18 protein-coding genes are annotated in these 25,550 nt (G+C 65.7%); 16 read left to right on the top strand and 2 right to left on the bottom strand.

Going from position 1 to position 25,550, the window contains the following annotated elements; translation table 11 throughout:
- Together C2L66_RS35400 and C2L66_RS35390 are read left to right on the top strand one after the other, a co-directional pair.
- Positions 1–1,746 carry an FAD-dependent oxidoreductase gene (locus tag C2L66_RS35400; protein ID WP_060608546.1) on the top strand — a complete coding sequence of 582 codons (1,746 nt, stop codon included), beginning with the start codon at positions 1–3 and terminating at the stop codon, positions 1,744–1,746.
- A 410-nt stretch (positions 1,747–2,156) separates the two neighbouring features.
- Positions 2,157–4,022, top strand: a complete 1,866-nt coding sequence (locus tag C2L66_RS35390) for an ATP-binding protein (RefSeq protein ID WP_082433927.1) — start codon at positions 2,157–2,159, stop codon at positions 4,020–4,022.
- A gap of 33 nt (positions 4,023–4,055) precedes the next feature.
- On the opposite strand, the gene C2L66_RS35385 is transcribed toward C2L66_RS35390, so the two are convergent.
- Entirely contained in the window at positions 4,056–4,976 is a 921-nt protein-coding gene (locus C2L66_RS35385) for a LysR family transcriptional regulator (RefSeq protein ID WP_054932423.1), read from the bottom strand.
- A 235-nt stretch (positions 4,977–5,211) separates the two neighbouring features.
- Between C2L66_RS35385 and C2L66_RS35380 the strand changes: the two genes are divergently transcribed.
- From C2L66_RS35380 to C2L66_RS35365, 4 genes are all read left to right on the top strand, one after another.
- Entirely contained in the window at positions 5,212–7,407 is a 2,196-nt protein-coding gene (locus C2L66_RS35380; RefSeq protein WP_060608543.1) for an FUSC family protein, read from the top strand.
- On the top strand, positions 7,404–8,894 hold the full coding sequence (locus C2L66_RS35375; RefSeq protein WP_060610476.1) for an efflux transporter outer membrane subunit: 1,491 nt from the start codon (positions 7,404–7,406) through the stop codon (positions 8,892–8,894). The genes C2L66_RS35380 and C2L66_RS35375 overlap by 4 nt, the downstream gene beginning before the upstream one ends.
- A complete protein-coding gene (locus C2L66_RS35370) occupies positions 8,884–9,084 on the top strand; it encodes a DUF1656 domain-containing protein (protein ID WP_007579001.1) in 201 nt (66 codons plus the stop codon). Before C2L66_RS35375 ends, C2L66_RS35370 begins: the two co-directional genes overlap by 11 nt.
- 67 nt (positions 9,085–9,151) lie before the next feature.
- Positions 9,152–10,123 (top strand): HlyD family efflux transporter periplasmic adaptor subunit, encoded by a 972-nt coding sequence (locus tag C2L66_RS35365; protein ID WP_060608540.1) that lies wholly within the window; start codon positions 9,152–9,154, stop codon positions 10,121–10,123.
- Positions 10,124–10,158: 35 nt separating this feature from the next.
- Here C2L66_RS35365 and C2L66_RS35360 read toward each other — a convergent pair whose 3' ends face one another.
- Positions 10,159–11,073: an AraC family transcriptional regulator gene (locus C2L66_RS35360; protein WP_060608537.1), complete on the bottom strand. Its 915-nt coding sequence runs from the start codon at positions 11,071–11,073 to the stop codon at positions 10,159–10,161.
- Between the two features lie 489 nt (positions 11,074–11,562).
- Between C2L66_RS35360 and C2L66_RS35355 the strand changes: the two genes are divergently transcribed.
- The 10 genes from C2L66_RS35355 (at position 11,563) to C2L66_RS35310 (ending at position 25,494) form a co-directional block, all read left to right on the top strand.
- On the top strand, positions 11,563–14,493 hold the full coding sequence (locus C2L66_RS35355) for an ATP-binding protein (RefSeq protein WP_054932418.1): 2,931 nt from the start codon (positions 11,563–11,565) through the stop codon (positions 14,491–14,493).
- A gap of 241 nt (positions 14,494–14,734) precedes the next feature.
- On the top strand, positions 14,735–15,577 hold the full coding sequence (locus C2L66_RS35350) for an alpha/beta fold hydrolase (protein ID WP_060608534.1): 843 nt from the start codon (positions 14,735–14,737) through the stop codon (positions 15,575–15,577).
- 246 nt (positions 15,578–15,823) lie between these two features.
- Entirely contained in the window at positions 15,824–18,604 is a 2,781-nt protein-coding gene (locus tag C2L66_RS35345) for a winged helix-turn-helix domain-containing protein (RefSeq protein ID WP_060608531.1), read from the top strand.
- A 282-nt stretch (positions 18,605–18,886) separates the two neighbouring features.
- Complete coding sequence (locus C2L66_RS35340; RefSeq protein WP_054932415.1) at positions 18,887–19,522, top strand: hydrolase; 636 nt, start codon at positions 18,887–18,889, stop codon at positions 19,520–19,522.
- 101 nt (positions 19,523–19,623) lie between these two features.
- Complete coding sequence (locus C2L66_RS35335; RefSeq protein ID WP_060608527.1) at positions 19,624–21,504, top strand: amidohydrolase; 1,881 nt, start codon at positions 19,624–19,626, stop codon at positions 21,502–21,504.
- A 12-nt stretch (positions 21,505–21,516) separates the two neighbouring features.
- Positions 21,517–21,924 (top strand): DoxX family protein, encoded by a 408-nt coding sequence (locus C2L66_RS35330; RefSeq protein WP_054932413.1) that lies wholly within the window; start codon positions 21,517–21,519, stop codon positions 21,922–21,924.
- Positions 21,925–22,063: 139 nt separating this feature from the next.
- The gene (locus C2L66_RS35325) at positions 22,064–22,300 is read left to right on the top strand and encodes a DUF1427 family protein (protein WP_060608524.1); all 237 of its coding nucleotides are present in this window, start codon (positions 22,064–22,066) and stop codon (positions 22,298–22,300) included.
- On the top strand, positions 22,282–23,031 hold the full coding sequence (locus C2L66_RS35320) for a YoaK family protein (protein ID WP_060608523.1): 750 nt from the start codon (positions 22,282–22,284) through the stop codon (positions 23,029–23,031). Before C2L66_RS35325 ends, C2L66_RS35320 begins: the two co-directional genes overlap by 19 nt.
- A gap of 58 nt (positions 23,032–23,089) precedes the next feature.
- Complete coding sequence (locus C2L66_RS35315) at positions 23,090–24,025, top strand: hypothetical protein (RefSeq protein ID WP_060608518.1); 936 nt, start codon at positions 23,090–23,092, stop codon at positions 24,023–24,025.
- Between the two features lie 14 nt (positions 24,026–24,039).
- Positions 24,040–25,494: an alginate export family protein gene (locus C2L66_RS35310; RefSeq protein ID WP_233445054.1), complete on the top strand. Its 1,455-nt coding sequence runs from the start codon at positions 24,040–24,042 to the stop codon at positions 25,492–25,494.
- The last annotated feature ends 56 nt before the right edge of the window (positions 25,495–25,550 follow it).

The following is a 25,550-nucleotide window of genomic DNA, read 5'->3' as shown; positions in this document are numbered from 1 at the left end:
ATGAATACCCCGGCGATCAACCCTCCCGACCTTCTGTCCGCCCAGCCCGATGCGGGTGCGCCGGATCTGGCGATGCCGTATTCGTCGCTGGAGTTCCGGCAGCATCAGATGTTTCCGCGCTTGTCCGCTGCGCAGATTGCGAGCCTGCGCCGCTTCGCGCAGCCGATGTCGTTCAGGGCGGGCGAGCTGATCTTCGAAACCGGGCGCATCGCGCTAGGGCTTTTCGTGCTGTTGCACGGGCGCGTGCGAATCAGCTCACGCGACAGCTTCGGCCGCTCGACGCTCGTGACGGAGCACGACGACGGCCATTTCATGGCCGAGATGGCGCAGTTGTCAGGCAAGCCCGCGCTGATCGACGGCGTTGCGCTGACCGATTGCGACACGCTGGTGGTGTCGCCCGACAAGCTGCGTGCCTTGATCGTCGCCGATGCGCAACTCGGCGAGCACATCATGCGGGCGTTGATCCTGCGGCGGCTGGGGCTGATCGAGCAGGGCCTCGGGCCGATCATCGTCGGCAATGGCGACGATGCGCGCCTCGTCCGCTTGCAGGGCTTCCTGCGCCGCAATGCCTACCCCGCGACGGTGATCGACGCGCGTCACGACGCCGAGGCCGCCACGCTGCTGGCGGGGATCACCACAGGCCCGGACGATTTCCCTTTGGTGTTCTGCCCGAACGGCTCCGTGCTGCGCGCACCCGACGAAGCGCAACTGGCGTCGTGCCTCGGCCTCGTGCCGACCTTCGAGCGCTCGCATGTGTATGACGTCGCGATCGTCGGCGCGGGTCCGGCGGGACTCGCTGCCGCCGTGTATGCGGCCACGGAGGGCCTGTCGGTTGCCGTGTTCGACCAGCGCGCGCCGGGCGGACAGGCGGGCGCGAGTTCGCGGATCGAGAACTACCTCGGCTTTCCGACGGGCATCTCAGGCCAGGCGCTCGCCGCGCGCGCGTTCCAGCAGGCGCTGAAGTTCGGCGCGCATCTGGCGATTCCCGGCAAGGTCACGTGCGTCGACAGCGAAGACGGCATTCATGGGCTGACGCTGCTCGACGGCCAGCGCGTCAACGCCCGCACGGTGGTGGTCGCGAGCGGCGCGGCGTATCGCAAGCCGGGCATTGCGGGCTTCGATCGTTTCGAGGGAAGCGGCATCTACTACTGGGCGTCTCCCATCGAGGCCAAACTGGTCAAGGGGCAGGACATCGTGCTGATCGGCGGCGGCAATTCCGCGGGCCAGGCCACCGTGTTTCTCGCCAACTTCGCGCGCAGCATCCGCGTGCTGATTCGCGGCGCGGACCTGAATGCGAGCATGTCGAAGTATCTGATCGACCGCATCGGCTCGTTGCCGAACGTGTCGTTGTGCACGCGCTGCACGCTGCAAGCGCTCGAAGGCGACGAGGCGGGATTGACGCATGTCCGCGTGCGGCGCGAAGACGAGGGCGACGAGACGATCGAAACGCGTCACCTGTTCCTTTTCATCGGTGCCGATCCGAAGACCGACTGGCTCATGTCGAGCGGTGTCGAACTGGATAGCCACGGTTTCGTCGTGACGGGCTTCGCGCGGCGCTCGCAAACGCCAGGTGGCTCAGGCATTCACTATCCGCTCGAAACCAGCTTGCCCGGCATGTTCGCGGTCGGCGACGTACGCTCCGAATCGACCAAGCGCGTGGCGTCCGCCGTGGGCGATGGCGCGGCCGTCGTGAGCCAGATTCATGCTTATCTCGCGCATTGCCACGCGGCTGCGCAGAACAGTTAACCACGACTGGCGGCCGCGATTCGACGCACGCGCTGTGCCCTGGTGCATGTCGCAGTGCGCGTGACGTCGGGCGATATCGCGCCTGCGGCCGCGATCCAGTTGCACGACACCCATCTCTGCGTTGGATAAGCCAGCGCAGCGCGCGCCGCGCATCGCCAGCACGCCTTCGCTTCGATGCGAACCTCATACGGGACCTTCGCAATGGATGCCCTTGCAACGACTTCAAATTTTTTGAACGGATCGTTCGGATTTTTCCACCCATGCATCTGCCGCGCCGTTCTAGACTGCCAAGCACATCAACCGGTATGCAGCATGCTTCGCATCGTGCCTTGCTCTATCCGAGCCTTTCGATTCCGACTCAACGGCACGTGCCGTGAAGCGTTGCGTGCGCGTGCCTGCGCGATCCGCTCATGACCCGCGTCGGACCGCTCGACATCGATCTCACGCGCCGTGAAGCACGCGTCGACGGCATGACCGTGCGCATCGGGAATCGTGCGTTCGACATACTCGAACTGCTGATCGAGGCGCAGGGCGGCCTGGTGTCGAAGGAGACGATTCTGGAGCGCGTATGGCCGGACTCGGTAGTCGGCGACAACAACCTTCAGGTGCACATGTCGGCGCTGCGCAAGCTGCTCGGCGACAGCCGCGACCTGATCAAGACGATAGCGGGGCGCGGCTATCGGCTGGTCGGTTCTGGCGCCTGCGTACAGCACGAAGCAGGCGCGTCTTTGCACGACGCGCCTCACGGGCTCGTGCAAAGCGCGGTGCCGAACAATCTGCCTGCGTGCGGCTCCGTGCTGGTTGGCCGCGACGAAGCGACTGCACATGTCAGTACCGTGCTGCGCAACGCGCGTCACGTGACGCTGGTCGGTTCGGGCGGCATCGGCAAGACGCGCGTTGCGATCGAGGTCGCGCGACGCTTGCTGGAGCACGCGCCGGGCGGGGTCTACTTCGTGTCGCTGGGCTCCGCATCCGACATGAGCTGCGTGCTGGCGATGATGGCATCGGTGATCGGCGTGCCGCCCGAAAGCGGGTGTTCGACGCGCGAGCGCATCGTCGAGGCGATTGGCGGGCGGCGCATGCTGATCGTGCTCGACGGCTGCGAGCATGTGATCGACGGGGCGGCGCAACTCGCGAACCATCTGCTGAACGCATGCCCGCACTTGCGCGTGCTGTCGACGAGCCGCGAGCCGTTGCGTATTCCGTCTGAGACGTTGTACTGGGTGCCCGCGCTCGACGTGCCCGAGCCGAACGACGATACGCCGCGCGTGCGCCGCTGCAGCGCCGTGAGCCTGTTCCTGATTCGCGCCCGCGCGATCGACGCGCGCTTCGCCACCGACGACGCGAGCCTTCACGTGACGGGCATGGTGTGCCGGCGGCTCGACGGCATTCCGCTGGCGATCGAACTGGCAGCGGCCCGCGCCGCGCTGCTCGGCATCGACACGCTGGCCGCGCATCTCGACGACCGCTTCGGCATGTTGACGGGCGGCACGCGCACCGCGTTGCCGCGCCATCAGACGCTGAAGGCGACGCTCGACTGGAGCCACGCGCTGCTCGACGAAGCCGAACGCAAGACCTTGCGCCGCGTCGGCATTTTCGCGGACCGTTTTCCGCTCGAGGCGGCCGTGGCGGTCGCGAGCGATCACGAAACGCGCGAGCTGGATGTGGTCGCGGCGATGGCGGCGCTGGTTGAGAAGTCGCTGGTGGTCGCGAGCACCGGGCCGGGCATCGCGTCATTCCGGCTGCTCGAAACGACCCGCATGTACGCGCGGCAGAAGCTCGACGACAACGGCGAGCGCCGTGTCGTCGCGCTGAATCATGCGCGCTATCTGTCCACGGTAATCGACAGTAACGCGCGCGCAGCAGGTCAATGCGGTGGAGAACGCTGGCGCAGCGGGATGCCCGCGCTGCTCGACGAGGTTCGCGCGGCACTCGGCTGGGTGCTGTCCGAGGACGGCGACGCAGCGTTACGCGAAACGCTGCCCGCCAATGCCGTCTTTCTGTTCTACGAGTTGTCGCTGATCGACGAGTGCTGCACATGGGCGCGGCGTGCGCTTGCTGCCATTGCGCCTGCGGACGAATCCGCGCATGCGTTGCCGCGCCAGCGCGCGCGGCTGCGGCTTCTCGCGGCGCTGGGTGCGGCGCTCGTGCGGGTTCGCGGGCCCAACCCGGAAACCCATGCGATCTGGAACGAAGTGCTCGCGTCGGCGATCGCGTCGGGCGACCGGCCGCATGCGGATGCGGGAAGCAGATTGATCAGCGCCACGCCGTTGTGAAACTACGCCTGGCGCCCTGCGTCATTCGTCACGTCAGCTCATGGCCACGAGCCGATGCGCGACATCGTCGATCAGGTCAGGGCGATCGAGCTGATCGACCCACCAGCGCAATGCCTTGCCGGCTTCGTCGTCGCGCCATGCGAGATAGAAGTGCGTAACCGAGCGCATCCCCGACACTTCCTTGCGCACCAGTTGCCCGCGATTCAACGGCCCCGCGGCGATACATTCGGGCACCGTGCCGATGCCGAGGCCGCGAATCTGCGCGGCGAGCTTGGTTTCGAGCGTCGGCACCGTCAGCACTTCCTGATTGGCGGCGAGCGCAATGGTGCGCGGCGTGAGCTTGCGTGACGTGTCGCTGATCGCGACCGCGCGGTGCCGCGCGACAGCATCCATCGTCAAGGGCTCGGCAGCCGAGGCGAGGGGATGACCGGGCGCCATCACGAACGCGTGCTGCAACGAGCCGATCGGCTTCGCAACGAGGTTCGCGATGGGCGGCGGCTCGCCCGCCGCGCCGACGACGAGATCCGCGCGGCGTGTGATCAGCGCGTCCCATGTGCCGCCGAGCGTTTCTTTCGACAGCAGCAGCCGGGTGCCGAGATTGAGCTTGTAGAACTCGGTGACGTGAGGCCAGATGAGATCGAACGGAATGATTTCGTCGATGGCGACGCGCAGTTCCGATTCCCAGCCATGCTCGATCCGCTTCGCTTTTAGTTCGAGCTCGCGTGCGGCTTCGAGCAGACGCCGGCCTTCTTCGACGATCACGCGGCCCGCATGCGTGAGCTTCGCGCGGCGGCCCGTGCGCTCGAACAGCTTCACGCCGAGATCGACTTCCAGCTTCTGAACCAGATAGGTCAACGACGAGGGGACCTTGTGCAGCTCTTCTGCTGCGGCTGCGAACGTGCCCGTGCGGTCGATGGCATCGAGCGCCTGGAGGACTTCAAAAGAGAGGTTCATGAATGGCGTCGCGAGGAATGTGTGAATGCGTTATCGCTCATAGCATGAAGGCGCGTTCGCATTCGCGCAACACGAGAATTTCATGGCGGGTCCATTGCAATCATCAGCGTGCGATTCGGCAATCGACGTGACCCTGTTTCACGCAAAATCAAAGCCTTCACCGTACGCGTATTGCGCGCCTTTTTTCGAAGGCAACGCCCATACCGTACCGACCCGGCAAGACACGGACATCCCTATGAACTTCGATGCAGGCGTCGCGGCGTGGCCGCGATGGCGTGACGAACTCAGGCAATACTGGAGCGACGATTATCCGCGCTTCAGGCATGTCGCCAAGGTCGCGATTGCCGCGACGCTCGCGATGGGCTTGTGCATGCGCCTCGAACTGCGCGGGCCCGGCACGGCAATGGTGTCGTGCATCGTCGTGATGATGTTCCAGCAAAGCGGCATGGTGATAGCACGCGGCTTCTATCGCGGTCTCGGCATGGTGTGCGGCAGCCTCGCCGGGCTCGTGCTGGTGTCGCTGTTCTCGCAGGCGTCGTGGCTCTTTCTGCTCGCGCTGGCTGCGTGGATCGGCGTGTGCGTGTTCGGCTCGTCGTACTTCCGCAACTTCCAGTCATACGGTTTTCTGCTGACGGGCTATGCGACCGCGATCACGTCGCTGCCCACGTTGTCGAATCCGTATGGCGTGTTCGACAACATCGTCTACACGATCAGTGAAGTGGTGATCGGCGTCACATGCGCGAGTCTGGTCAGCGCACTGATTCTGCCGCGCCGCGTGGCGCCCGATCTGTACGCGGCAAGCAGGAACAATCTCGGTCATCTGTTCGCAGCCATTCACACGCTGCCCGGCGCGACGCTGCCGCAGGACGGCTTCGGCACGATGCTCGATCTGCTGCGCGAGCGCGCGAACGTGCAAAGCCTGCGCGTCGGCGCTGTGTTCGAAGACCCGTCGATCCGCCTGCAAAATCATGCATTCATCAAGCTCGATACCAGCTTTGTCGATACGCTCGCCTCGGCGCACGCGCTGCACCAGGTGATCGCGCGGGCCTCCGCCAAAGCCGGCTCGCGCACGACGCGCGCCGCCCATGAACTGATTGGCTCGCTGCTCGCGATCGTGCCTGCGGGTCTTGCGCCGGATGCGTCGCCGGAGTTGCAGGTCGATGCGCTGTCGGCCCCGCTTGCCGGGTTCGAGCGCTCGTTGCAAGGTCGAGTCGACGCCGCGCTAAAAGCGCTGGAAGACGTGCCCGCGTGTGAACGTGTCTTCATCGACATGACGGGCGCGGCGCTGCACGGCTTCGCCGGCAATCTGCGCGAGCTGTGCCGCGGTTTCGTGGATGCGCGCCGCGCCGATCAACGCCCCTGGGCGCAATCGGTGCTGCGGCTGATCACGCATATCGACAGCACGCGCGCCACGTCCAATCGCGCGGCGGCCATCCTCGACGGCATGCGCGCGGCGGCGGCCGTGCTGTCGGTGGGCGCGATGTGGCTGGCGTCGGGCTGGGTGGGCGGATCGAGCGCGCTGGTTTCCGTCGCGATCGTCAGCGCGCTGTTCACGCTCGCGCCCGATCCCGTTGTCGCGAGCTGGCAGATGTTTTGCGGCTGCCTTGCGGGTGCGATCGCGGGCTTCTTCATCGCGTTCTTTGTGTTCCCGCTGTTCGACTGCTTTCCATTGCTCGCTGCGTGCATGGCATTCCCGATCGTCGTGAGCAGTTACCTGAACACGTTTCCGAAAACCGCCACGTTGGGTCTCGGCTTCGGTGTGTTCTTCTGCTACACGGTCAATATCGCGAATCCTGTTATGTACCATCCTGCAGAGTTTCTCGATACGGCTTTTGGTCTGTCGCTCGGCATCGCCGCCGCGGCCGTCGCGTTCTCGACCATCGTGCCGCTGGCGGGCGACTGGATTTCACGGCAATACCTGAAGCAGATCCGCTCGCTCGTCACCAGGTCCACGCGCGACGACGACCTGGAAGACCTCTCGCATCGTTTCGAGTCTGGCATGCGCGGCTTCATCATGCGGATCGCGTCAGCGCCTGCGGGGGAGCGTGTGGACCAGACGCGTCTCGTCGCGTCGGCGTTCGCGGCGCTGGAAGTCGGGCGCGCGATGATCGTGATACGCCAGGACACCGCGCGCATGGCCGCGCATCTGCCGAACCACTGGCTCACGCTGCAACACGCGTGGCTCGACGCGATGGCCGAGCTATTCTCCATCGCCACTCCAGCGGCGCGAGACCGCGCGATGAATGCGACGCAGCGGGCGAGGCGGGCGTTGTCGCGCATCGAACCCGGCGACTCCGACTACGCCACGGCAGATGCGCAGAGCGTGAAGCGGATGCGCCGGCTCATGTACTTCACCGAACTGATGTTGAAGGACGACACGCTGCCGTTGTGGCAGACATCGGCAGCGGCTGCCATCGGAGCGTCGGCATGAAGCAGCGTGTCTCGTTCACGAACCGTGCTTGCCGCGCGCTATCGACGGCGGCGCTGTGTGTGATGCTTTGCTCGTGCATCAATAGCGGGGGCATTCGTCCACACGAAACGGAATTGAATCCGGCGTCGCTCGATCCCGGCAACGCGATCCGCACGACACGCCAGGACGCCGCCTGGCCCGCTGGCGACTGGTGGCGCCAATGGAACGATCCGCAACTCGACAGGCTCGTCGAGGACGCGACCGCGGGCAATCCGGGCCTGAAGGAAGCGCAGGCGCGGATCGACAACGCCCGGTTCCAGGCCCAGGTCGCAGGCGCGGCCGAGTTGCCGCAAGTCAACGTGTCGGGCAACTTCGAGCGCGAGCGCTTCGCCCGTTATACGACGCCGGCGCCGCCGGGCGGAACGACCGTGTGGGACAACAGCGCAACGGCGGGTCTTTCGTACGACCTCGACTTGTGGGGCAAGAACCGCGCGATCCGTGAAGGCGCGCTCGATGCCGTGCAGGCCTCGGTAGCCGACGACCGCTTCGCCGTAGTCGAACTGCAGACGGCCGTGGTGCGCGCCTACGTGCAGCTCGCGCTTCAATACGCGCTGCTCGACGCTGACCTGGCCGTGCAGCAGGAAGAACAGCACACGCTCGATATCGCGAAGGCCCGCTTCGAAGCGGGCATCGGCAGCCGTCTCGACGTGTCGCAGGCGACGACGCAAGCGGCCATGAGCGTGACGAAGGTTCAGCAGACGCAGCAGCAACTCGCGTTGAGCCGCATCGATATCGCCGCGCTTGCGGGCAAGGGCGCCGGTTACGGCGACACGCTGAAACGCCCGGCGCTCGCGCTGAATGTGCCCGTCGCGTTGCCCGCGTCGTTGCCCGTCGATCTGCTCGGCCATCGGCCCGACATCGTCGCGCAGCGCTGGCGCGTGCTCGCCACCGAAAAAGGCATGGCGGCCGCGCATGCCGCTTTCTACCCGAACATCGATTTGCTTGCTACAGCGTCGCTGGGATCGGCCGCGACCTTCGGCGGATTCTTCAACCTGTTGAGCAGCAACGGCGCGGGCCATAGCCTGGGCGCGGCGATTTCGCTGCCGATCTTCGACGGCGGGCGGCTGCGCGGCGAGTACGGCGTGGCCGTGTCGGACCGCGACGCCGCCGTCGATGCCTACAACGCGGCCATCGTCGATGCGATGCGCGGCGTCGCGGCGCAGGTGACGTCGCTGCACGCGCTGGACGAGCAGCAGACGTCGACGCAAAGCACGCTCGATGCGGCGCGCGACGCCTACCGGATCGCGGAGTCGGGCTATCGCAACGGCATCACGGAGTTTCTGAATGTGCTCGCGGCGCAGAACGCGCAGCAGGAGCAGGAAGAGCGGCTCGCCGGCGTCGAGGCCAAACGGCTCGACGCATGGGCGTTGCTGATGAAAGAACTGGGCGGCGGTTTCGCCGCGACGGCAGCCGACCGCGCTGCCATGGAGCCTGACAATGCCCGCTGAGATTGAATTCTGTTCGTTCCTCGTGCCGTATCTGCTGCCCGTGCTGATCGGTTGCGTGGTGGTTTTCGTGATGCTCGATCTGCTGTTCGCGCGGCTCGGTGTCTATCGGTATGCATGGCATCCGGGGCTGTTCCGGGTTGCGCTCTTCGCCGCGATGTTCAGCGGCGTCTCCTTGCTGGTGCGTGGATAACGCGGCGATGAACCATGATGAACCACGCGCCTTGCCGACCTGAAACCGCTCGCAACAACACAACAACATGACGATCAAACCGCAATCCTTCCTGCGCGCGTTCTTCACGGTGACGATCCTGCTGATCGCGGTGGTGCTGGTGCGCCTGCTATGGATCAGCTACATGTACTCGCCGTGGACGCGCGACGGCCGCGTGCGTGCCGACGTGATCGACGTGGCGACCGACGTGTCGGGGCTCGTCAGTGAAGTGCGGGTGAAGGACAACCAGTTCGTGCATCGCGGCGACGTGCTGTTCGTGCTCGACCCGTATCGCTTCAACTATGCCGTCGCGCAGGCGGATGCCGACATCGCGCGGGCCCAGGCCGAGATGGCGCGTGCGAAGGCGCAGATGTCGGAAGGCGCGTCGCGCGACCAGATGAAGCGCGAGCAGGCCGCGCGCCGCGCGAACCTCGCGGGCGACGTGATCTCCGATGAAACCCGCGAAGATGCCGCGTCGGCCGCGAACCAGTCGGATGCCGCCTATCGCGCCGACATCGCTGCCTATAGCGCGGCCGAGGCGCAATATAAAGCCGCCGTCGTCGAACAGCAGACGGCGCAGCTCAATCTGACGCGCAGCGTGGTAAGAGCGCCCGCCGACGGCTATATCACCAACCTGAACCTGTGGCCGGGCGACTATGCGACGGCGGGCGCGGCGAGAATGGCGCTCATCGACGCGCACTCGTTCTGGGTCTACGGCTATTTCGAGGAAACGAAGATTCCGCAAGTGCATGTCGGCGACCGCGCCGTAGTGCGCCTGCTGTCGGGCGGCGTCGACATTCAGGGGCATGTGGACAGCCTGTCGAGCGGCATCGCCGATCGCGACAACCCCACCAGCGGCAACGACCTGCTGGCCAATGTGAACCCGATCTTCACGTGGGTGCGGCTTGCGCAGCGGGTGCCCGTGCGCGTGCATCTCGACAGCGTGCCGGCGGGGATGCACCTCGCGGCGGGCATGACCTGCACGGTCACCTTGCTGCCCGGCAAGCGGGTGCCGTCCTGAGTGCTGTCCCGGCCACCGTCCCGAGGGGCGGCGATCTAACGCCCGGCCGCGCGCCGCCAGGCGCCCGGCGACGTGCCCGTCGCCTTCAGGAACAGGCGGTTCAGATGGCTCTGGTCCGCGAAGCCGCAAAAGCTCGCGATTTCAGTGAGCGTCATGCTGGTGGCTTCGATCAGTTGCCGCGCTTCGCCGATGCGTTGTTCGAGCAGCCATTGATGCGGCGTGCGCCCGGTGGCGCGGGAGAACGCCCGGATGAAATAGCCGCGCGACAGGTTGCATTCGCTGGCGACATCGGCGATGGACGCGCCTTGCCGCGACCGCTCGATCAGCAGTTCTTTGGCACGCGCTTCGTGCGCATGAGACAGCGCGCCTTTCGCGCGCGGCCGGCGATCGCGCAGATTGCCGTAGCGTCGCGCGAGGTGCGTGCCGACGATCACGCCCATCTGCTCGGCGAACAGCGAGTCGACCTCGCCGTAGTGAGCGAGATGACTGTCGAGCGCACGCGCAAGATGGCCGAGCACGGGGTCTTTCTGTTCGAGCGCGCAGGTCAATCCGTCGATGCCGGGGCCGCCGTGCTCGTCGCCAAGCCGTGTGAAAAAGCGGCGCGATAATTCGACCAGCACGAAATCGAAATTACCGTATAGATCCGCGCGATAATCTTCTGAGAAATCACGGATATAAATCGAATCCGCTTCAAACCGTTTGGTGACGAGTCGCTCGCCGTTAAAAATATTCCGCCGGTGCCCGCTGTTCAGCGATATGCCGACCAGAAATCCCCGGTCGCATGCCGGCATGGCAATGCGATCCAGATGCGCTTCATCCATGCACTTGCGATAGAAACGGATATCGCCAATGTCTAATTCAATGTCCTTGCGCAATTTGCCCGACACGCATCCAAGCGCGTCCTTCGGCTTGGGCGGCGCGGCCGCTGCGGGATGTGTGTGAGTCGACATGGAGCAACGTCCTCTATTCATGCATGGCCTGCGAAACATAATTCGGCCAGTTTACACGGAAGTGACTGACAATAAATATTCAAAAACAGGCTGGCAGCCTTAATGGCTTTATCGCGGATGGATTCGCGCCGTTTCGGGCGGCGCGGATTTTGGCGGAATTTGCCGCCGTTCGGGCCTTGACGTCCCGCCTTTGCACCAGGATGTGACGCCATCCTCATAACGGTAAAAAAGACCGCACAAATTCATATCAGGTCACTATTATTCAAGACACGCTCCTTAACGCGTGCTTACAATCTGATCGCATATTCTCTTTACTCTGTCCATTTGCGCGATCGACACAGCCCAATTTTTGAGCAGCGTCGCGGCACGATGCGCGCAAGCCGATGACCACGAACGCAGCGAACGGTTGGCGCGCCCGATCTTCGGCCTTCAGCCATGTGCACGTCATCGTTCAATCGAACTCGCGATCAGCGTTTCCTGGAGGTGGGCATGATTCAGATCGGCACATTGCTCGTCAGCTTCGAACTGCGAGAAATTCGTCAGCATGGCCGGCCGGTGCGGATCGGCGCCCGTGCGTTCGACATTCTCGAGGTGCTGTATCGCGCGGACGGCGGCATCGTGTCGAAGGACGCCATCATGGACGCCGTGTGGCCCGGCTCGATCGTCGAGGAGAACCGGCTGCAGGTGCATATCGCCGCGTTGCGCAAGCTGTTCGGCGCGGACCGCGAACTCATCAAGACCGTGCCGGGGCGCGGCTATCTGCTGGTGTCCGAGAACCGTCACGCGCGCGCGCCCGAACGGCAGGGCGGCCCGCTCGCGAATGGCGGCGGGCTGCCTGCCTGTGCCGCGACGCTGTTCGGCCGCCAGGGCGAGATCGCGCAGATCGTGGAGCGGCTCGGCCACGCGTGCGTCGTCACGCTGGTCGGCGCGGGCGGCATCGGCAAGACATGTCTGGCCGTCCACGTCGCGCGCGCCATGCGCGAGTCCGGGGGCGATCGTTTCAGCGAGCCGGTCTGCTTCGTCGAACTCGCCAAAGCCTCGACGCGCGACACCGTGCTCAAGGCGCTGGCGGGCGCATTGCGGATCGATGCATCCGATGAATACCTCACGCAGGAAAGTCTCGCCGACGTGATCGCCGCCGCGCCGTGCGTGCTCGTGCTCGACAATGCCGAGCACGTGATCGACGCGGTGGCGAGTCTCGTCGAAGCGCTGGCCGCGCGCAATCCGGCGCTGCGCATGCTCGTGACGAGCCGCGAGCCGCTGCATATCTGGGCCGAGTCCGTGGTTCGCGTCGAGCCGCTGGCGGTGCCCGCGAGCGATGCCACCACCGACGCGATCCTCGCGCATTCGGCCGTCGAACTGTTCCTGAGCCGCGCGAAGTCGGTTGCGCCCGAGTGCGGCGCCGATGAAAACGCGATCCGTCTGGTCGGCGAAATCTGCCGGCGGCTCGAAGGTCTGCCGCTTGCCATCGAACTGGCCGCCGCGCGCGTGGCGACGCTCGGTGTCGAAGGCGTGGCCTCGCGTCTGGACGACCGCCTGAATCTGCTGACGGGCGGGCTGCGTTCCGCGCTGCCGCGTCATCAGACCTTGCGCGCGACCTTCGACTGGAGCTACGCGCTGCTCGACACGACTTCGCGCATGTTGTTCAGGCGGCTCGGTTTCTTCGCCGGCGCCTTCACGTTCGATGCTGTCTGCACGGTCGCGACCGAGCCGGACATGCCGATCGCCTCGGTCATTTCGAGCTTGAGCGAACTGGCCGCCAAGTCGCTGTTGAGCGTCGAATTCTGCGGCGCGATCGCGCAATACCGGCTGACGGAATCCACGCGTGCATACGCGATGGAGAAGCTGCGCGACGAAGGCGAGTTGCAGCGCATTGCGACGCGTCATATGCATTATCTGCAGGACCGGATCGAACACGGCAAGGTGTCTGTCGGCGGTGCCGCGCCGGGTCTCGCCGGTGTCGAGCCGCGTCTTGCGCTCGACGACGCGCGCGCCGCGTTCGAATGGGCGTTCTCGCCGGGCGGCAATCCCGCGCTCGGTGTCGCGCTGGCGGGCTCGCTGGTGGGGACGCTGCTGCAAGGCCCGCTGCTGCACGAATGCTATGAACGCTCGGGCCGCGCGCTCGCCGCGCTCGATGCACTGCCGCCCGGCACCGTCGATACGCTGTGTGAAATGCGCTTGTGTTCCGCGTACGCGTCAACGCTGCTGCACACGGGCGGCGCGGTGCGCGAGGCGGGCCCGTTGTGGAAGCGCGTGCTGGTGCTCGCGCGCCACGCACGCGACGATGCGTTCGAGGCGCGCGCGCTGTGGGGCGCATGGAACTCGATGCTCGCGTCGTCGGACATTCACGCGTCGTTCCGCTTCGCGACCCGCTTCCAGGCGTTTGCCGAACGCTGCGGCACGCCGTGGCAGCAGATTCTCGCGGCCGAAATGATCGCCGTGTCGCTGCATTGCTTCGGCGAGCATGAGCAGGCGCGCGTGCGGCTGGAACGGGCGGTCGCCGCCTTGACCGAACTCGGGCCCGTCGCGCCCGGCAGCCTCGGCGTCGCGGTCGATCCGTTGACGTTCGGCAACGGCACGCTGGCGCGGATCGTGTGGATGCAGGGGCATCCCGAGCGGGCGATGCAACTGGTCGAGAACGTCGTCAATTCGATCCGGCCTGACATGCTGGAACCGTCGCTGAGTCACGTGCTCGCGGTCGCTGCCGTGCCATTGGCACTGCAATGCGGCGAACTCGAAACGGCCGCGCGCTATCTCGCCGTGTTGCGATCGCAGGTCGCGTTGAACCGCTTCGAGATCTGGCAGGCGTACGGCGAGTGTCACGCGGGCCATCTCGACATCCTGCAGGGACACCCGCACGCCGGTCTTGCAAAGCTCGAACCCGCGCTGCACCGGTTGTTGTCGTACGGATTCCGGCGAGTGCTGACGCCCGTGATCGCCATTTGCGCGGAAGCCCTGGCGAGAACGGGGCGCATCGCCGAAGCGCGGCTGAAGCTCGACGAAGCGCTCGAGTTCTGCAATGCACATGGCGAGCATTTCTTCATCCCGGAACTGCAGCGTGTGATGGGCGTGACGGCGCTGGAGCAATCGCGCGTGATCCAGTCGAACGGGCGCGCGTCGATGGCCGACGAATTCGAAACGGAAGCACGCCGCCATTTGCTCGACGCGATGCAGACGGCCAGGGAGCAACATGCGCCGATGCTCGAACTGCGCGCCGTGCTGCACTTCGCGGACCATCTGCTCGAACGCGGCGAGACGGCGCGGGCAGCGTCGCTGCTGGCCGATGTGTCGACGCGCGTCGACCTGCAATCGGGCGCGCCCGATATCAGGCGGCTTGCCGTGCTTCTGCATCTGACGCACGATTGCCGTCCGTCAACCGATGCCCACAGCGGCCAGCCCGTGATGGCCAACGACCTTTGACGCGCACGATCACCCTGATTCGAATCAGCCTGAAAATTTCTTAAGCGGCACCCAGGCGTGCTCGCGAGTGCCGCGCATGCCTGCCGAAGCAGGCCTTGCGCCAGGCGGGCACGGCGCTGTTCAGGACGCTTAAGCCGCGCATAAGGACTTTGACTGCGCACCCCGCTAAGCTCCGTCTCTTTTGACACCAGACCTCGCCGCGCCAGCGTGCGCGAGGCGATGCAACGACGGAGAACACTCTATGAGCGCGCACAATCAGCGTGACAACTTCGTGAAGGCGCAGGACGGCACGGACATCTTCTACAAGGACTGGGGTTCGGGTACGCCCGTCGTCTTCTCGCACGGCTGGCCCTTGTCCGCCGATGCGTGGGACCCGCAGATGCTGTTCCTCGCCAACCAGGGCTATCGCGTGATCGCGCACGACCGGCGTGGTCATGGGCGCTCAGGCCAGGCTTCGGGCGGCTACGACATGGACACCTACGCGGACGATCTCGCCGCCGTGCTCGATGCACTCGACGTGACGAACGCGATGCTGGTCGGCCATTCGACGGGTGGCGGCGAAGTCGCGCATTACCTTGGCCGTCATGGCTCGAAGCGGGTCGCGAAGGCCGTGCTGATCGGCGCCGTGCCGCCGCTGATGCTCAAGACGGCCGCTAACCCAGGCGGCTTGCCGTTGTCCGTATTCGACGGAATTCGTACAGGCGTGGCGGCCAACCGCTCGCAGTTCTATCTCGATCTCGCGACGCCGTTTTACGGCTTCAACCGTCCGGACGCGCAGGTCTCGCAAGGACTGGTCCAGGACTTCTGGCGCCAGGGCATGCAAGGCTCGATCAAAGGCCAGTACGAGTGCATCAGGCAGTTCTCCGAAGTCGACTATACAGACGACCTGAAGAAGATCGACGTGCCAACGCTCTTCCTGCATGGCGACGACGATCAGATCGTGCCTGTCGACGCTTCGGCCAGGCTTGCGTCGAAGCTGGTGAAGGACGCGACGCTGAAGGTCTATGCGGGCGCGCCGCACGGCATGTGCAGCACGCATGTCGAGCAGGTGAACGCCGATCTGCTGGCGTTCCTGAAGCAGTAACCAGCCGGGCATTCCCGTCGCGCGCATCGACGTGCATGCCGCAAATCATCGAGAACGCCGTCCGTCAGGCATGCCGGGCGGCTTTTGTTCGTTGTACACTGCTTTGCAGCCGGTCCCGCTTGTCGTTTCGTGCCGTCATGACTGCAATCGTCACAGCTCATGTCGATATGGCGTCGTATAGTGCGAGCCCTTCATGGTTGTGCTACTGCCGTTGCAAGCTCCGCCGTCCTCAACATCACCACTCAGATGATGACGATCAAGATCGGTCAACTCGAGATTTCACTTGATCATCGCGAAGTGCGTCTCGATGGGCAGAGAGTCCCGATCGGCAGCCGCGCGTTCGACATCCTCGCGCTGCTGATCGCCGCCGACGGCGAACTCGTATCGAAAGACGAGATCATGCGCGTCGTCTGGCCGACCACGGTCGTCGAAAAGAACAATCTGCAGGTTCATATCTCCGGGCTGCGCCGCGCGTTCGGCGACGAGCGCGAGCGCCTGCGCACGGTGCCCGGCCGTGGCTACCGTCTGGTCATGCATGACGAGGCCGACGCGCGCGACGGCGCCAGCGCGCCGTCCGCCGCGCAAGAGGACGTATCGGCCGGCGCCGACGCCGCGCGGCCTTCGCGTCAGCCGTTGCCCGCATGCGTGCCGGAACTGATCGGCCGGCAGGATGCGCTCGAAGGCGTGGCGGCCGCGTTGCGCGCCCATCAGGCCGTGACGCTGGTCGGCACGGGCGGCATCGGCAAGACGCGGCTCGCGGTGGAAGTCGCGCACAGGATCCAGCACGAGTTCGCCGACGGCGTCGTGTTCGTGCCGCTCGCGGCCGTGATCGATGCGCCGTCGGCGCTCGACGCGCTCGCCTTCGCGATGGGCAGCCGGCTTTCCGCGAGCCGCACGGCGCTCGCGCAGATCGCCGCCGAATGGCGTGACCGCGAGGCGCTGGTGGTGCTCGACAACTGCGAGCAGGTGCTGGAGATCGTGGCCGCCATCGCGGAGTCGCTGACGGGCGCGGGCAGCCGCATGCGTGTGCTGGCGACGAGCCGCGAAGCCTTGCGCGCGCGCGACGAGATCGTTTATCAGGTGCCGCCGCTGTCCGTGCCGACCCGGGACGATCCCGGCACCGACGTGTTGCGCACGCCCGCCGTGCAGTTCTTTCTGGCGCGCGCGCAAGCCGACGGCGCGCATTTTTCGCTCGACGAAACCAGCATTCGTCTGACGGGTGAAGTGTGCCGCCGGCTCGACGGCATTCCGCTCGCGCTCGAACTGGCCGCGTCGCGTGCGGCCGTGCTGGGCATCGGCCTGCTGGCCGAGCATCTCGACGACCGTTTCCGCATCCTCACGGGCGGCCGGCGCACGGCCTTGCCGCGTCATCAGACGCTCAAGGCGACGCTCGACTGGAGCTACCGTCTCTTGAGCAGCGACGAACAGAAGTTGCTGCGCTGGCTGGGCATGTTCGTCAACGGCTTTACGCTCGACGCCGCCTGCGCAATGGCGGAGCACGCCGGGCTCACGCGCATGGAAGCGCTCGATGCCGTGAGCGGTCTCGTATCGCGCTCGTTGCTGACGACGGACTTCGAAGGCTCGTCGTATCGCTACCGTTTGCTCGAATCGACGCGCGCCTACGCGCTCCAGCAACTCGACGACAACGGCGAGCGGCTGGCCGCCGCGCACGCGCATGCGGTGCTGTTTCTGCAGTTGCTCGAAACGGCGCAGAAGCGCTGGGCCGAGCGGCCCGTCGTCGAGTGGCTCGGCGAGTTCACGCGCGAGCTCGGCAACCTGCGCACCGCGCTCGACTGGACACTGGGTGAACGCGGCGATCACGCGACGGGCATTGCGCTCGCGGCCGTCACCGTGCCTTATCTCTATGAGCTGTCGCTGGTCGAAGAATGTTGCAGCCGGGCGCGCGCGGCGCTGCGCTTCGTGCCTTCTGGCGCGCAGGAAGACGGCGGCACGCGCGTCGAAGCGCGCTTGCGGCTCATGTCGGCGCTCGCCGCCGCGCTCGTTTACATAGAAGGCCCGCTCGCGCAAACGCGCGAGGCCTGGACGCTCGTGCTGGACGAGGCGATGCAGGCCGGCCATGCCGACTACGCGTCGCGGGCACGTTGGGGCGTGTGGAACTGGCATCAGTACAGCGGACGCGCGCGCGATGCGCTGACGTGCGCGCGCCGCTTCGGCGATTTCGCGCGCAGCAGCGGCAATGCAACGCATGTCGTGTTGTCGGGGCGCGTCGAAGGGATCGCGCTGCACTATGCAGGCGACCAGCGTCGTGCACGCGAACTGCTGGAGCGGATGATCGAAGAGTACGAAGTCAAGCCGCTGAGCCGCTGGCATACACCCGGTCTGCGCGTCGATCACGGCATCGCCGCGCGCGCGACGCTGGCGCGCGTGCGTTGGGTGCAAGGCGAGCGCGGCGGCGCGTACGATCTCGCCGCGCGCTGCTTCGATTCGGCCGCGCAGTACGACCACGAAATCGTCATCTGCTATGTGCTCGTCGAAGCGCTCGTGCCGATTGCGCTGCTCAACGGCGACCTCGCCGCGGCGCGTCATGGCATCGACGTGCTGAATGAGCTGTCCACGCGTTTCGGCTTCGCGATCTGGAGCGCATGCTGCGCGTGCTACGACGCATGGCTCGCGACACTCGCCAACCCGGGAGCGAGTGCGATCGAACGGTTGACCGCCTCGATTTCCGCGCTGCGCACGACCGGCTATCTTGCGCAGCTTTCGCCGTTGCAGGGGCAGCTCGCCGTGGCGCTGATGAACGCATCGCGCGACAAGCAAGCGCTCGCCGTCATTGAAGAGGCACTGCGCCACGCCGACGACAACGGCGAACGCTGGTACTACGCCGAGCTATGCAGGATCAAGGGCGACGTGCTGTGCAAGCTCGGGCGTCACGACGAGGCACAACGCTGGTTCTCGACATCGCTCGACTGGGAGCAGCGCAACGGCGTCGAGCGCACCATGGCGCGCGATGCGTCGCCGGGCCCGCGCGGCGCGCTGCGTGTCGTTTCCGTTCAGTCTCGCGCCTGACGACGGCACTTGACAACAGCACTTTACAACGCCGCTTAATGACGCCGCTTAATAACGTTTAAGGCGCGCATCAGGACTTTAAGTCCGCCCGTCACTAATCTTCTCGCAAGTCGAAATGCCTGCACGGCATTGTGAAACTCGCGCACAAGCCGCGCGGGGAAACCGTTTGCATCCGCATGGCCGATGCGACGTCGACTGGATTCATCCACTAACCGGACGCTAGCGCGGTTGCCCTCAGGCCACCGTGCGGGTCTCTCGCATGCCTGCGAAATGGAGTTACTCATGGCACATGAACTGTTGACGCCCGACACATGCGCACTCGCGCTTATCGACCATCAGCCGCAGATGTTTTTCGGCACGCACTCGCACGAGCGCACCACTGTCCTGCACAACGTCCAGATTCTCGCGAAGGCCGCGAAGCTCTTCAAGGTGCCGACCATCCTGACGACGATCGCCGCCGACTCGTTCAGCGGCCATCTGCTGCCCGAAGTGCAAGCGGTGTTTCCGGAGACCAAGCCGATCGACCGCACGTCGATGAACTCGTGGGAAGACAAGGGCTTCCGTGACGCCATCAAGGCAACGGGCCGCAAGAAGATCGTGATCGCCGGCCTGTGGACGGAAGTCTGCGTGACGTTCCCGACCATCCAGATGCTGGCCGAAGGCTTCGAAATCTATGTGCCGACGGACGCATGCGGCGACATCACGGAAGAGGCGCACGAGCGCGCGGTGCAACGCATCGTCCAGGCGGGCGCGGTACCGATGAACTCGCTGCAGTTCATGTGCGAGCTGCAACGCGACTGGGCGCGCGGCGAAACGTACGAAGGCTGCATGGACATCTTCAAGGCGCACAGCGCATACGGCATCGGCGTGCGCTACGCGAAGCAGATTCTCGGCGAGCACGCGAGCGAAGCGGGCTGATCGGGCTTCATCGATTCAAAGCATTTTTGGTTTTGATTCGCGCGCGGCGTCGCTGACGTCGCGCGCGGATTACGCCTGACCACGATTCACGGAGAGCGACGATGACCGCACCCATTCAGCCCGCCCGCATTGCGGACCTGGTGATCTACAACGGCAAGATAGCGACGCAGGACGACAAGCGTTCGTTCGTGACGGCGCTCGCCGTCGCGAAAGGCGAGATCGTCGCGAGCGGCAATGATCACGACATGATGCAATGGGCGAACGATTCGACGCGCCGCATCGACCTGAAGGGCCGCACGGTGATTCCCGGCCTCAACGATTCGCATCTTCACGTGATTCGCGGCGGCCTCAATTTCAATCTCGAGTTGCGCTGGGACGGCGTGCCGTCGCTGCGCGATGCGCTCGAGATGCTGCGCGCGCAGGTTGCGCGCACGCCGGCGCCGCAATGGGTGCGCGTGGTCGGCGGATGGAACGAATTTCAGTTTGCGGAGAAGCGCGGCCCGACACTCGAAGAAATCAACGCGATTGCGCCGGATACGCCCGTCTTCATCCTGCACCTTTACGACAGCGCGCTGCTGAACGCAGCGGCGTTGCGCGCCGTCGGCTATGACCGCGACACGCCGAACCCGCCGGGCGGCGAAATCCAGCGCGACAGGCGCGGCAACCCGACGGGCATGCTGATCGCGCGCCCGAATGCGGGTCTGCTGTACGCGACGCTCGCCAAAGGTCCGAAGCTGCCGCTCGACGATCAGATGAACTCATCGCGCCAGTTCATGCGCGAGCTGAACCGCCTCGGCGTGACGAGCGCGATCGACGCGGGCGGCGGTTATCAGGCGTATCCCGACGACTACGCCGTCATCATGGAACTTGCGAAGCGCAACGAGCTGACCGTGCGTATCGCGTACAACCTCTTCACGCAGAACGCGAAGAAGGAAATCGAAGACTTCGCGAAGTGGGTCAAGGTCACGAAACCCGGCGACGGCGACGACTTCCTGAAGGTGAACGGCGCGGGCGAAATGCTGGTGTTCTCCGCCGCCGACTTCGAAGACTTCCTGGAACCGCGCCCCGATCTGCCGGATGCGATGGAAAGCGAACTCGAAGCCGTCGTGCGGCTGCTCGTGCAGAACCGCTGGCCGTTCCGGCTGCATGCGACTTACGACGAATCGATCGAGCGCTTTCTCAATGTGTTCGAACGCGTCAACATCGACACGCCGTTCGACGGCCTGCGCTGGTTCTTCGATCACTGCGAGACGATTTCACAGCGCAATATCGAGCGCATTGCGGCGCTTGGCGGTGGCATTGCTGTCCAGCACCGGATGGCGTATCAGGGCGAATACTTTATCGCGCGCTATGGCGCGCAAGCCGCTGCGCGCACGCCGCCCGTGCGGCAGATGCTGGAGGCCGGCCTGCCCGTCGGCGCGGGCACGGACGCGACGCGCGTCGCGAGCTTCAATCCGTTCGTCTCGCTGTACTGGCTGGTGTCGGGACGCACGGTGGGCGGCACGCAGATGTACGCGGCGCAAGACCGGCTCGACCGCATGGAAGCGCTGCGGCGCTATACGGTCGGCAGCGCGTGGTTCTCGAACGACGAGACCCGCAAGGGTGCGCTGGTGCCGGGCCAGCTCGCGGATTTCGCGGTGCTGTCCGACGACTACTTCACCGTCGATGAAGATTCGATCCGGCATCTGAGCTCGGTGCTGACGGTCGTCAACGGCCGCGTCGTCTATGCCGCCGACGAGTTCGAAACGTTCGCGCCGCCTGCGCTGCCCGTCAGCCCGACGTGGTCGCCCGTCGCGGAGTACGGCGGCTATGCGCGCTACCGTCCCGCCGCTGCGCCGCTGCAGCAATCGTGCAACGACGCGTGCGTGAACCTGTGCGGCGTGCATCGTCATGCGCATGGATGGGCCTGGCGCAGCAACGTGCCTGCCGGCGACGCGAACTCGTTCTGGGGCGCGCTCGGTTGCAGCTGCTTTGCGTTTTGACGCGTGAGCGCGATGAACCGCTTTTCCGCACCCGACGCCGCGCTGCTGTTTCTGCGCGTCACCGCGAGCGTGCTCGTGCTGCTCGTGCATGGACTGCCGAAGGCGCTCCATTACGCGAGCCAGCTCGGCGCGATCGAAGACCCGTTGCATCTCGGCAAGACGCTGACGCTGGCCTTTGCGATTTTCGCGGAAGTGGTGTGTCCGCTGCTGATGATCGCAGGCGTCGCGACACGGCTTGCCGCGCTGCCGATCATGCTGGTCAGCGCAATTGCGCTCGGCCTCGTGCATCGCGAGTGGACACTCGATCAAGGGCAATTCGCGTGGATGCTGCTGATCCTGTTCGGCACCATTGCGATCGGCGGCGCGGGCCGTTACCGGCTTGCGCTGCGGCCGCATGCGTCCGGGCAGCGACAGGCGTGAGCACAGGCGATGGAATCGATCATCCCGGACGCACGCGCGGCGCTTGCCATGGCAGCCGCCGGGTCCGCGCGCGCGTCGCAGCCAGGGATGATGCCCGGCTCGCCGTGAGCGGCCGGGCTAAGCAACGAAGGAGCAAGTCATGTCATATCTGATTTCGTTGGGCGCAGGCCTCGTGGTGGGCCTGCTGTATTACCTCGTGCGCGTGCAGTCGCCCGCGCCGCCGCTGATCGCGCTCGCGGGACTGCTCGGCATCGTGATCGGCGAGCATGCCATTCCGTTCGTGCAGGCACAGATCCGCACGCCTGACGCGCAGACGCAAAGTGCGCCCTCCGTCGCCAGCAACAAACCGGCTTCGCCATGCAGCAAGGACCAGTGAGCGTGGGCGCGCAGGCGCCACGCGCGGCGCAGATCGATCACGTGTCCGGCGAGGACACCTGGCTTGCGAGCATCGCGGGCTATGTCGACACGCTTGGCTTCGTCGCGTTGTTCGGGCTGTTCACTGCGCACGTGACGGGCAATTTCATTCTGATCGGCTCGGGCCTGGCGGGCGCGGGAAGCGGGCTGCTGATCAAGTGGCTCGCGTTTCCCGCGTTCGTCGCGGGCATCGTGCTCGCGCGCGTCCTCGACAACCAGTTGCTGGCGCGCGGACATGGCGTGCGCGCCTGCGCACTGTATGTGCTGCAGGCGGCGCTGCTGACGGGCTTCATGGCGGCGGGCGTGCTGGCCGCGCCCATCACCAACTCCGACGCGCCGCTGACGATCGCCTGCGGGCTGCTCGGCGCGGCAGCGATGGGCGTGCAGAACGCGCATGGCCGCCTGACGGCGCGCTCCGTCGTCGCGAACACGGTGATGACGGGCAACGTCACGCAAGCCGTGATCGATGTGTTCGATCTGTTGTTTTCACCCGCCGACGCGAAAGCGCGGCAAGCGGCGCGCAGTCGGCTGTGGCGCACGCTGCCGCCCGTGGCCGGCTTTGCGATTGGCGCAGGCGCGGGAGCGGCGGGGTATCTGCTCGCGTCATTCTGGGCGCTGCTGTTGCCGCTCGCCGCGCTGTGCGTGCTCGCAGTGCTGTCGAGAAACACAGGCGCAGCGCCGGCGCAAACCTGATCGCGCCGCGCGTCATGACGAGACGCGGCAGCAACCATTACCAGCAAGGAGTGTTTTCATGAGTACCGTCAAGATGTATCGAATGTTGCGCGCGGCTGTCGTGTCGATTGCGGCGCTCGGCGTGACGCTGGCCGGTTCGCCCGCCTTCGCGGAAGCCGACCATCAGGGCGCGGGCAAGAGCACGCCCGTCGTGTCCGTCGGGCCGCAGTACGACACGACGCACGTCTATGTGTCGAACCAGGACATCGACGCGTTCGTCGACAGCTTCGTCGCGACGTTCGGCGGCAAGGCTTCGCCGCGCGCCGTGTTCACGGTCACGCCGACGCCGAGCAAGACCGCCTCGCAGTACGTGCAGACGCCCGTGGGCATGTTGTCGGTGTTCGCGTTCCAGACGCCGGTTCCGTATCCGTTCGGCAACGAGCGGACCGGCTATCTCGTCACCGATATCGACAAGGCCGTGCGCGCCGCGCGCGCGGCGGGCGCCGACGTGATCGTCGATACGTTCGACGACCCGATCGGCAAGGACGCCGTCATCCAGTGGCCGGGCGGTCTCTACATGCAGTTGTACTGGCACACGAAGGCGCCTTCGTATGGTCCGCTCGAAACGGTGCCGGACAATCGCGTCTACGTGTCCGCGCAGGCGGCGGACAACTTCATCAAGCGCTTCGTGCGCTTCTCGCATGGCAAGGTCGTCTCCGATAACCGCCGTGCGGATGGCGGCGAAATCGGCCGGCCTGGCGAGACGATCCGGCGCGTGCGCATCGCGTCGGGCTTCGGCAACATGCTCGTGTTCGCGACGGACGGGAAGCTGCCGTATCCGTATGGCCGCGAGACGACGGGCTATCAGGTCGCCGATCTCGACGCGACGCTCGCCAAGGCGCAAGGCGTCGGCGTGAAGGTGCTGTCGCCCGCGAGCGGCACGGTCGAAGGGCGCAGCGCAATGGTCGAATTTCCCGGCGGCTATGTCGCCGAGATTCACGACCTGAAGAAGTGACGGTGCGTCGTTCAATGAGGCGCGCAAGAAAGGCGGCTGCTTGCGCCGCGCTCGCCATCTGCGGTCTGGCGGACGGCGCGAACGCGCTCGCCGCCGGCACGGCAGGGACAGGCGCGGCGGAAACAGGTGCGGCCGACGCATCGCAATGCACCGCGAAGCGGCCGTCGTCGCTGTCGTTCAACCGCTGGCAGGAAGACTGGTCGGTGCTGGGGTTGCCGTGCGTGCCGCGCAAGCCGTTCGACGCGCTCAAGTACATTCCGCTGGGCGGCGATCCGTCGACCTATCTGTCGCTCGGCGCAACCCTGCGCGAGCGCTTCGAGTTGAACAACACGCCGCTGTTCGGTCTTGGCAGCGCCCGGCCCGACAGCTACGTGATCCAGCGCGCGCAGGTGCATGCCGACGCGCACATCGGCGAGCATGTGCAGGCGTTCTTCCAGTTCGAAGACGCGCGTCCGTTTGGCAAGAATTCCGTCACACCCGTCGACAAGAATCCGCTCGATATCGAACAGGCATTTGTCGCGTTCGTCTATGGCGTGGGCGGTGGCACGTTCAAGGCGCGCGTCGGCCGCCAGGAGATGGCGTTCGACTTGCAGCGCTTCGTGTCGGTGCGCGACGGCCCCAACGTGCGCCAGGCGTTCGACGCGCTATGGGCCGATTATGAAATCGACAAGTGGCGCTTTATCGGCTACATGACGCAGCCCGTGCAGTACCGCGACGTCACGGCTTTCGACGATGTGTCGAACCGGCATCTGACGTTCAGCGGCGTGCGTGTCGAGCGCGCGAACACGGGACCGGGCGATCTGTCCGCGTACTGGTCGCGCTACAACCGCGACAACGCGCGCTTTCTCGATGCGACGGGCACCGAGCATCGCGATGTGTTCGACGTGCGCTACGCGGGCAAGGTCGCGCCGTTCGACTGGGACGCGGAGACGATGCTGCAGACGGGCCACGTCGGCAACGACACGATCCGCGCGTGGGCGTTCGGCGTGTTGAGCGGCTATACGTTTGCCACGGTCGCGGGCTCGCCGCGGCTCGGGCTGCAGGTGGACGGCGCATCGGGCGACGGGCATCCGGGCGACGGCCGCCTCGGCACCTTCAACCCGCTGTTTCCCAACGGCTACTACTTCACGCTGGCGGGCTACACGGGTTACAGCAACCTGATTCACGTGAAGCCGTCGATCACGTTCAAGGTGACGCCGAAGGTCACGCTGTTGACGGCGCTCGGCTTCCAGTGGCGCGCGACGACAGCCGATGCCATCTACGGCCAGGGTTCGGCCGTGGTGCCGGGCACGGCCGGCAAGGGCACGCGCTGGACGGGGATGTATGCGCAGGTTCGCGCCGACTGGCTCGTCAGTTCGAATGTCGCGCTTGCGCTCGAAGCGGTGCACTTCGAAGTCGGCGATTCGATACGCGCGCTGGGGGCGCGTAATGCGGACTATGTGGGCGTCGAGGCGAAGTTCGGCTGGTGATGCAGAGCAACGCTGCGCATGGACGTGCGCATGCCGCGCCTTCCTGCGAAGGCGCG

The sequence above is a fragment of the Paraburkholderia caribensis genome, assembly GCF_002902945.1.
GTDB lineage: Bacteria > Pseudomonadota > Gammaproteobacteria > Burkholderiales > Burkholderiaceae > Paraburkholderia > Paraburkholderia caribensis.
The sequence above is the reverse complement of the archived record's forward strand: the minus strand, read 5'-3'. Positions and strand labels throughout refer to the sequence as shown.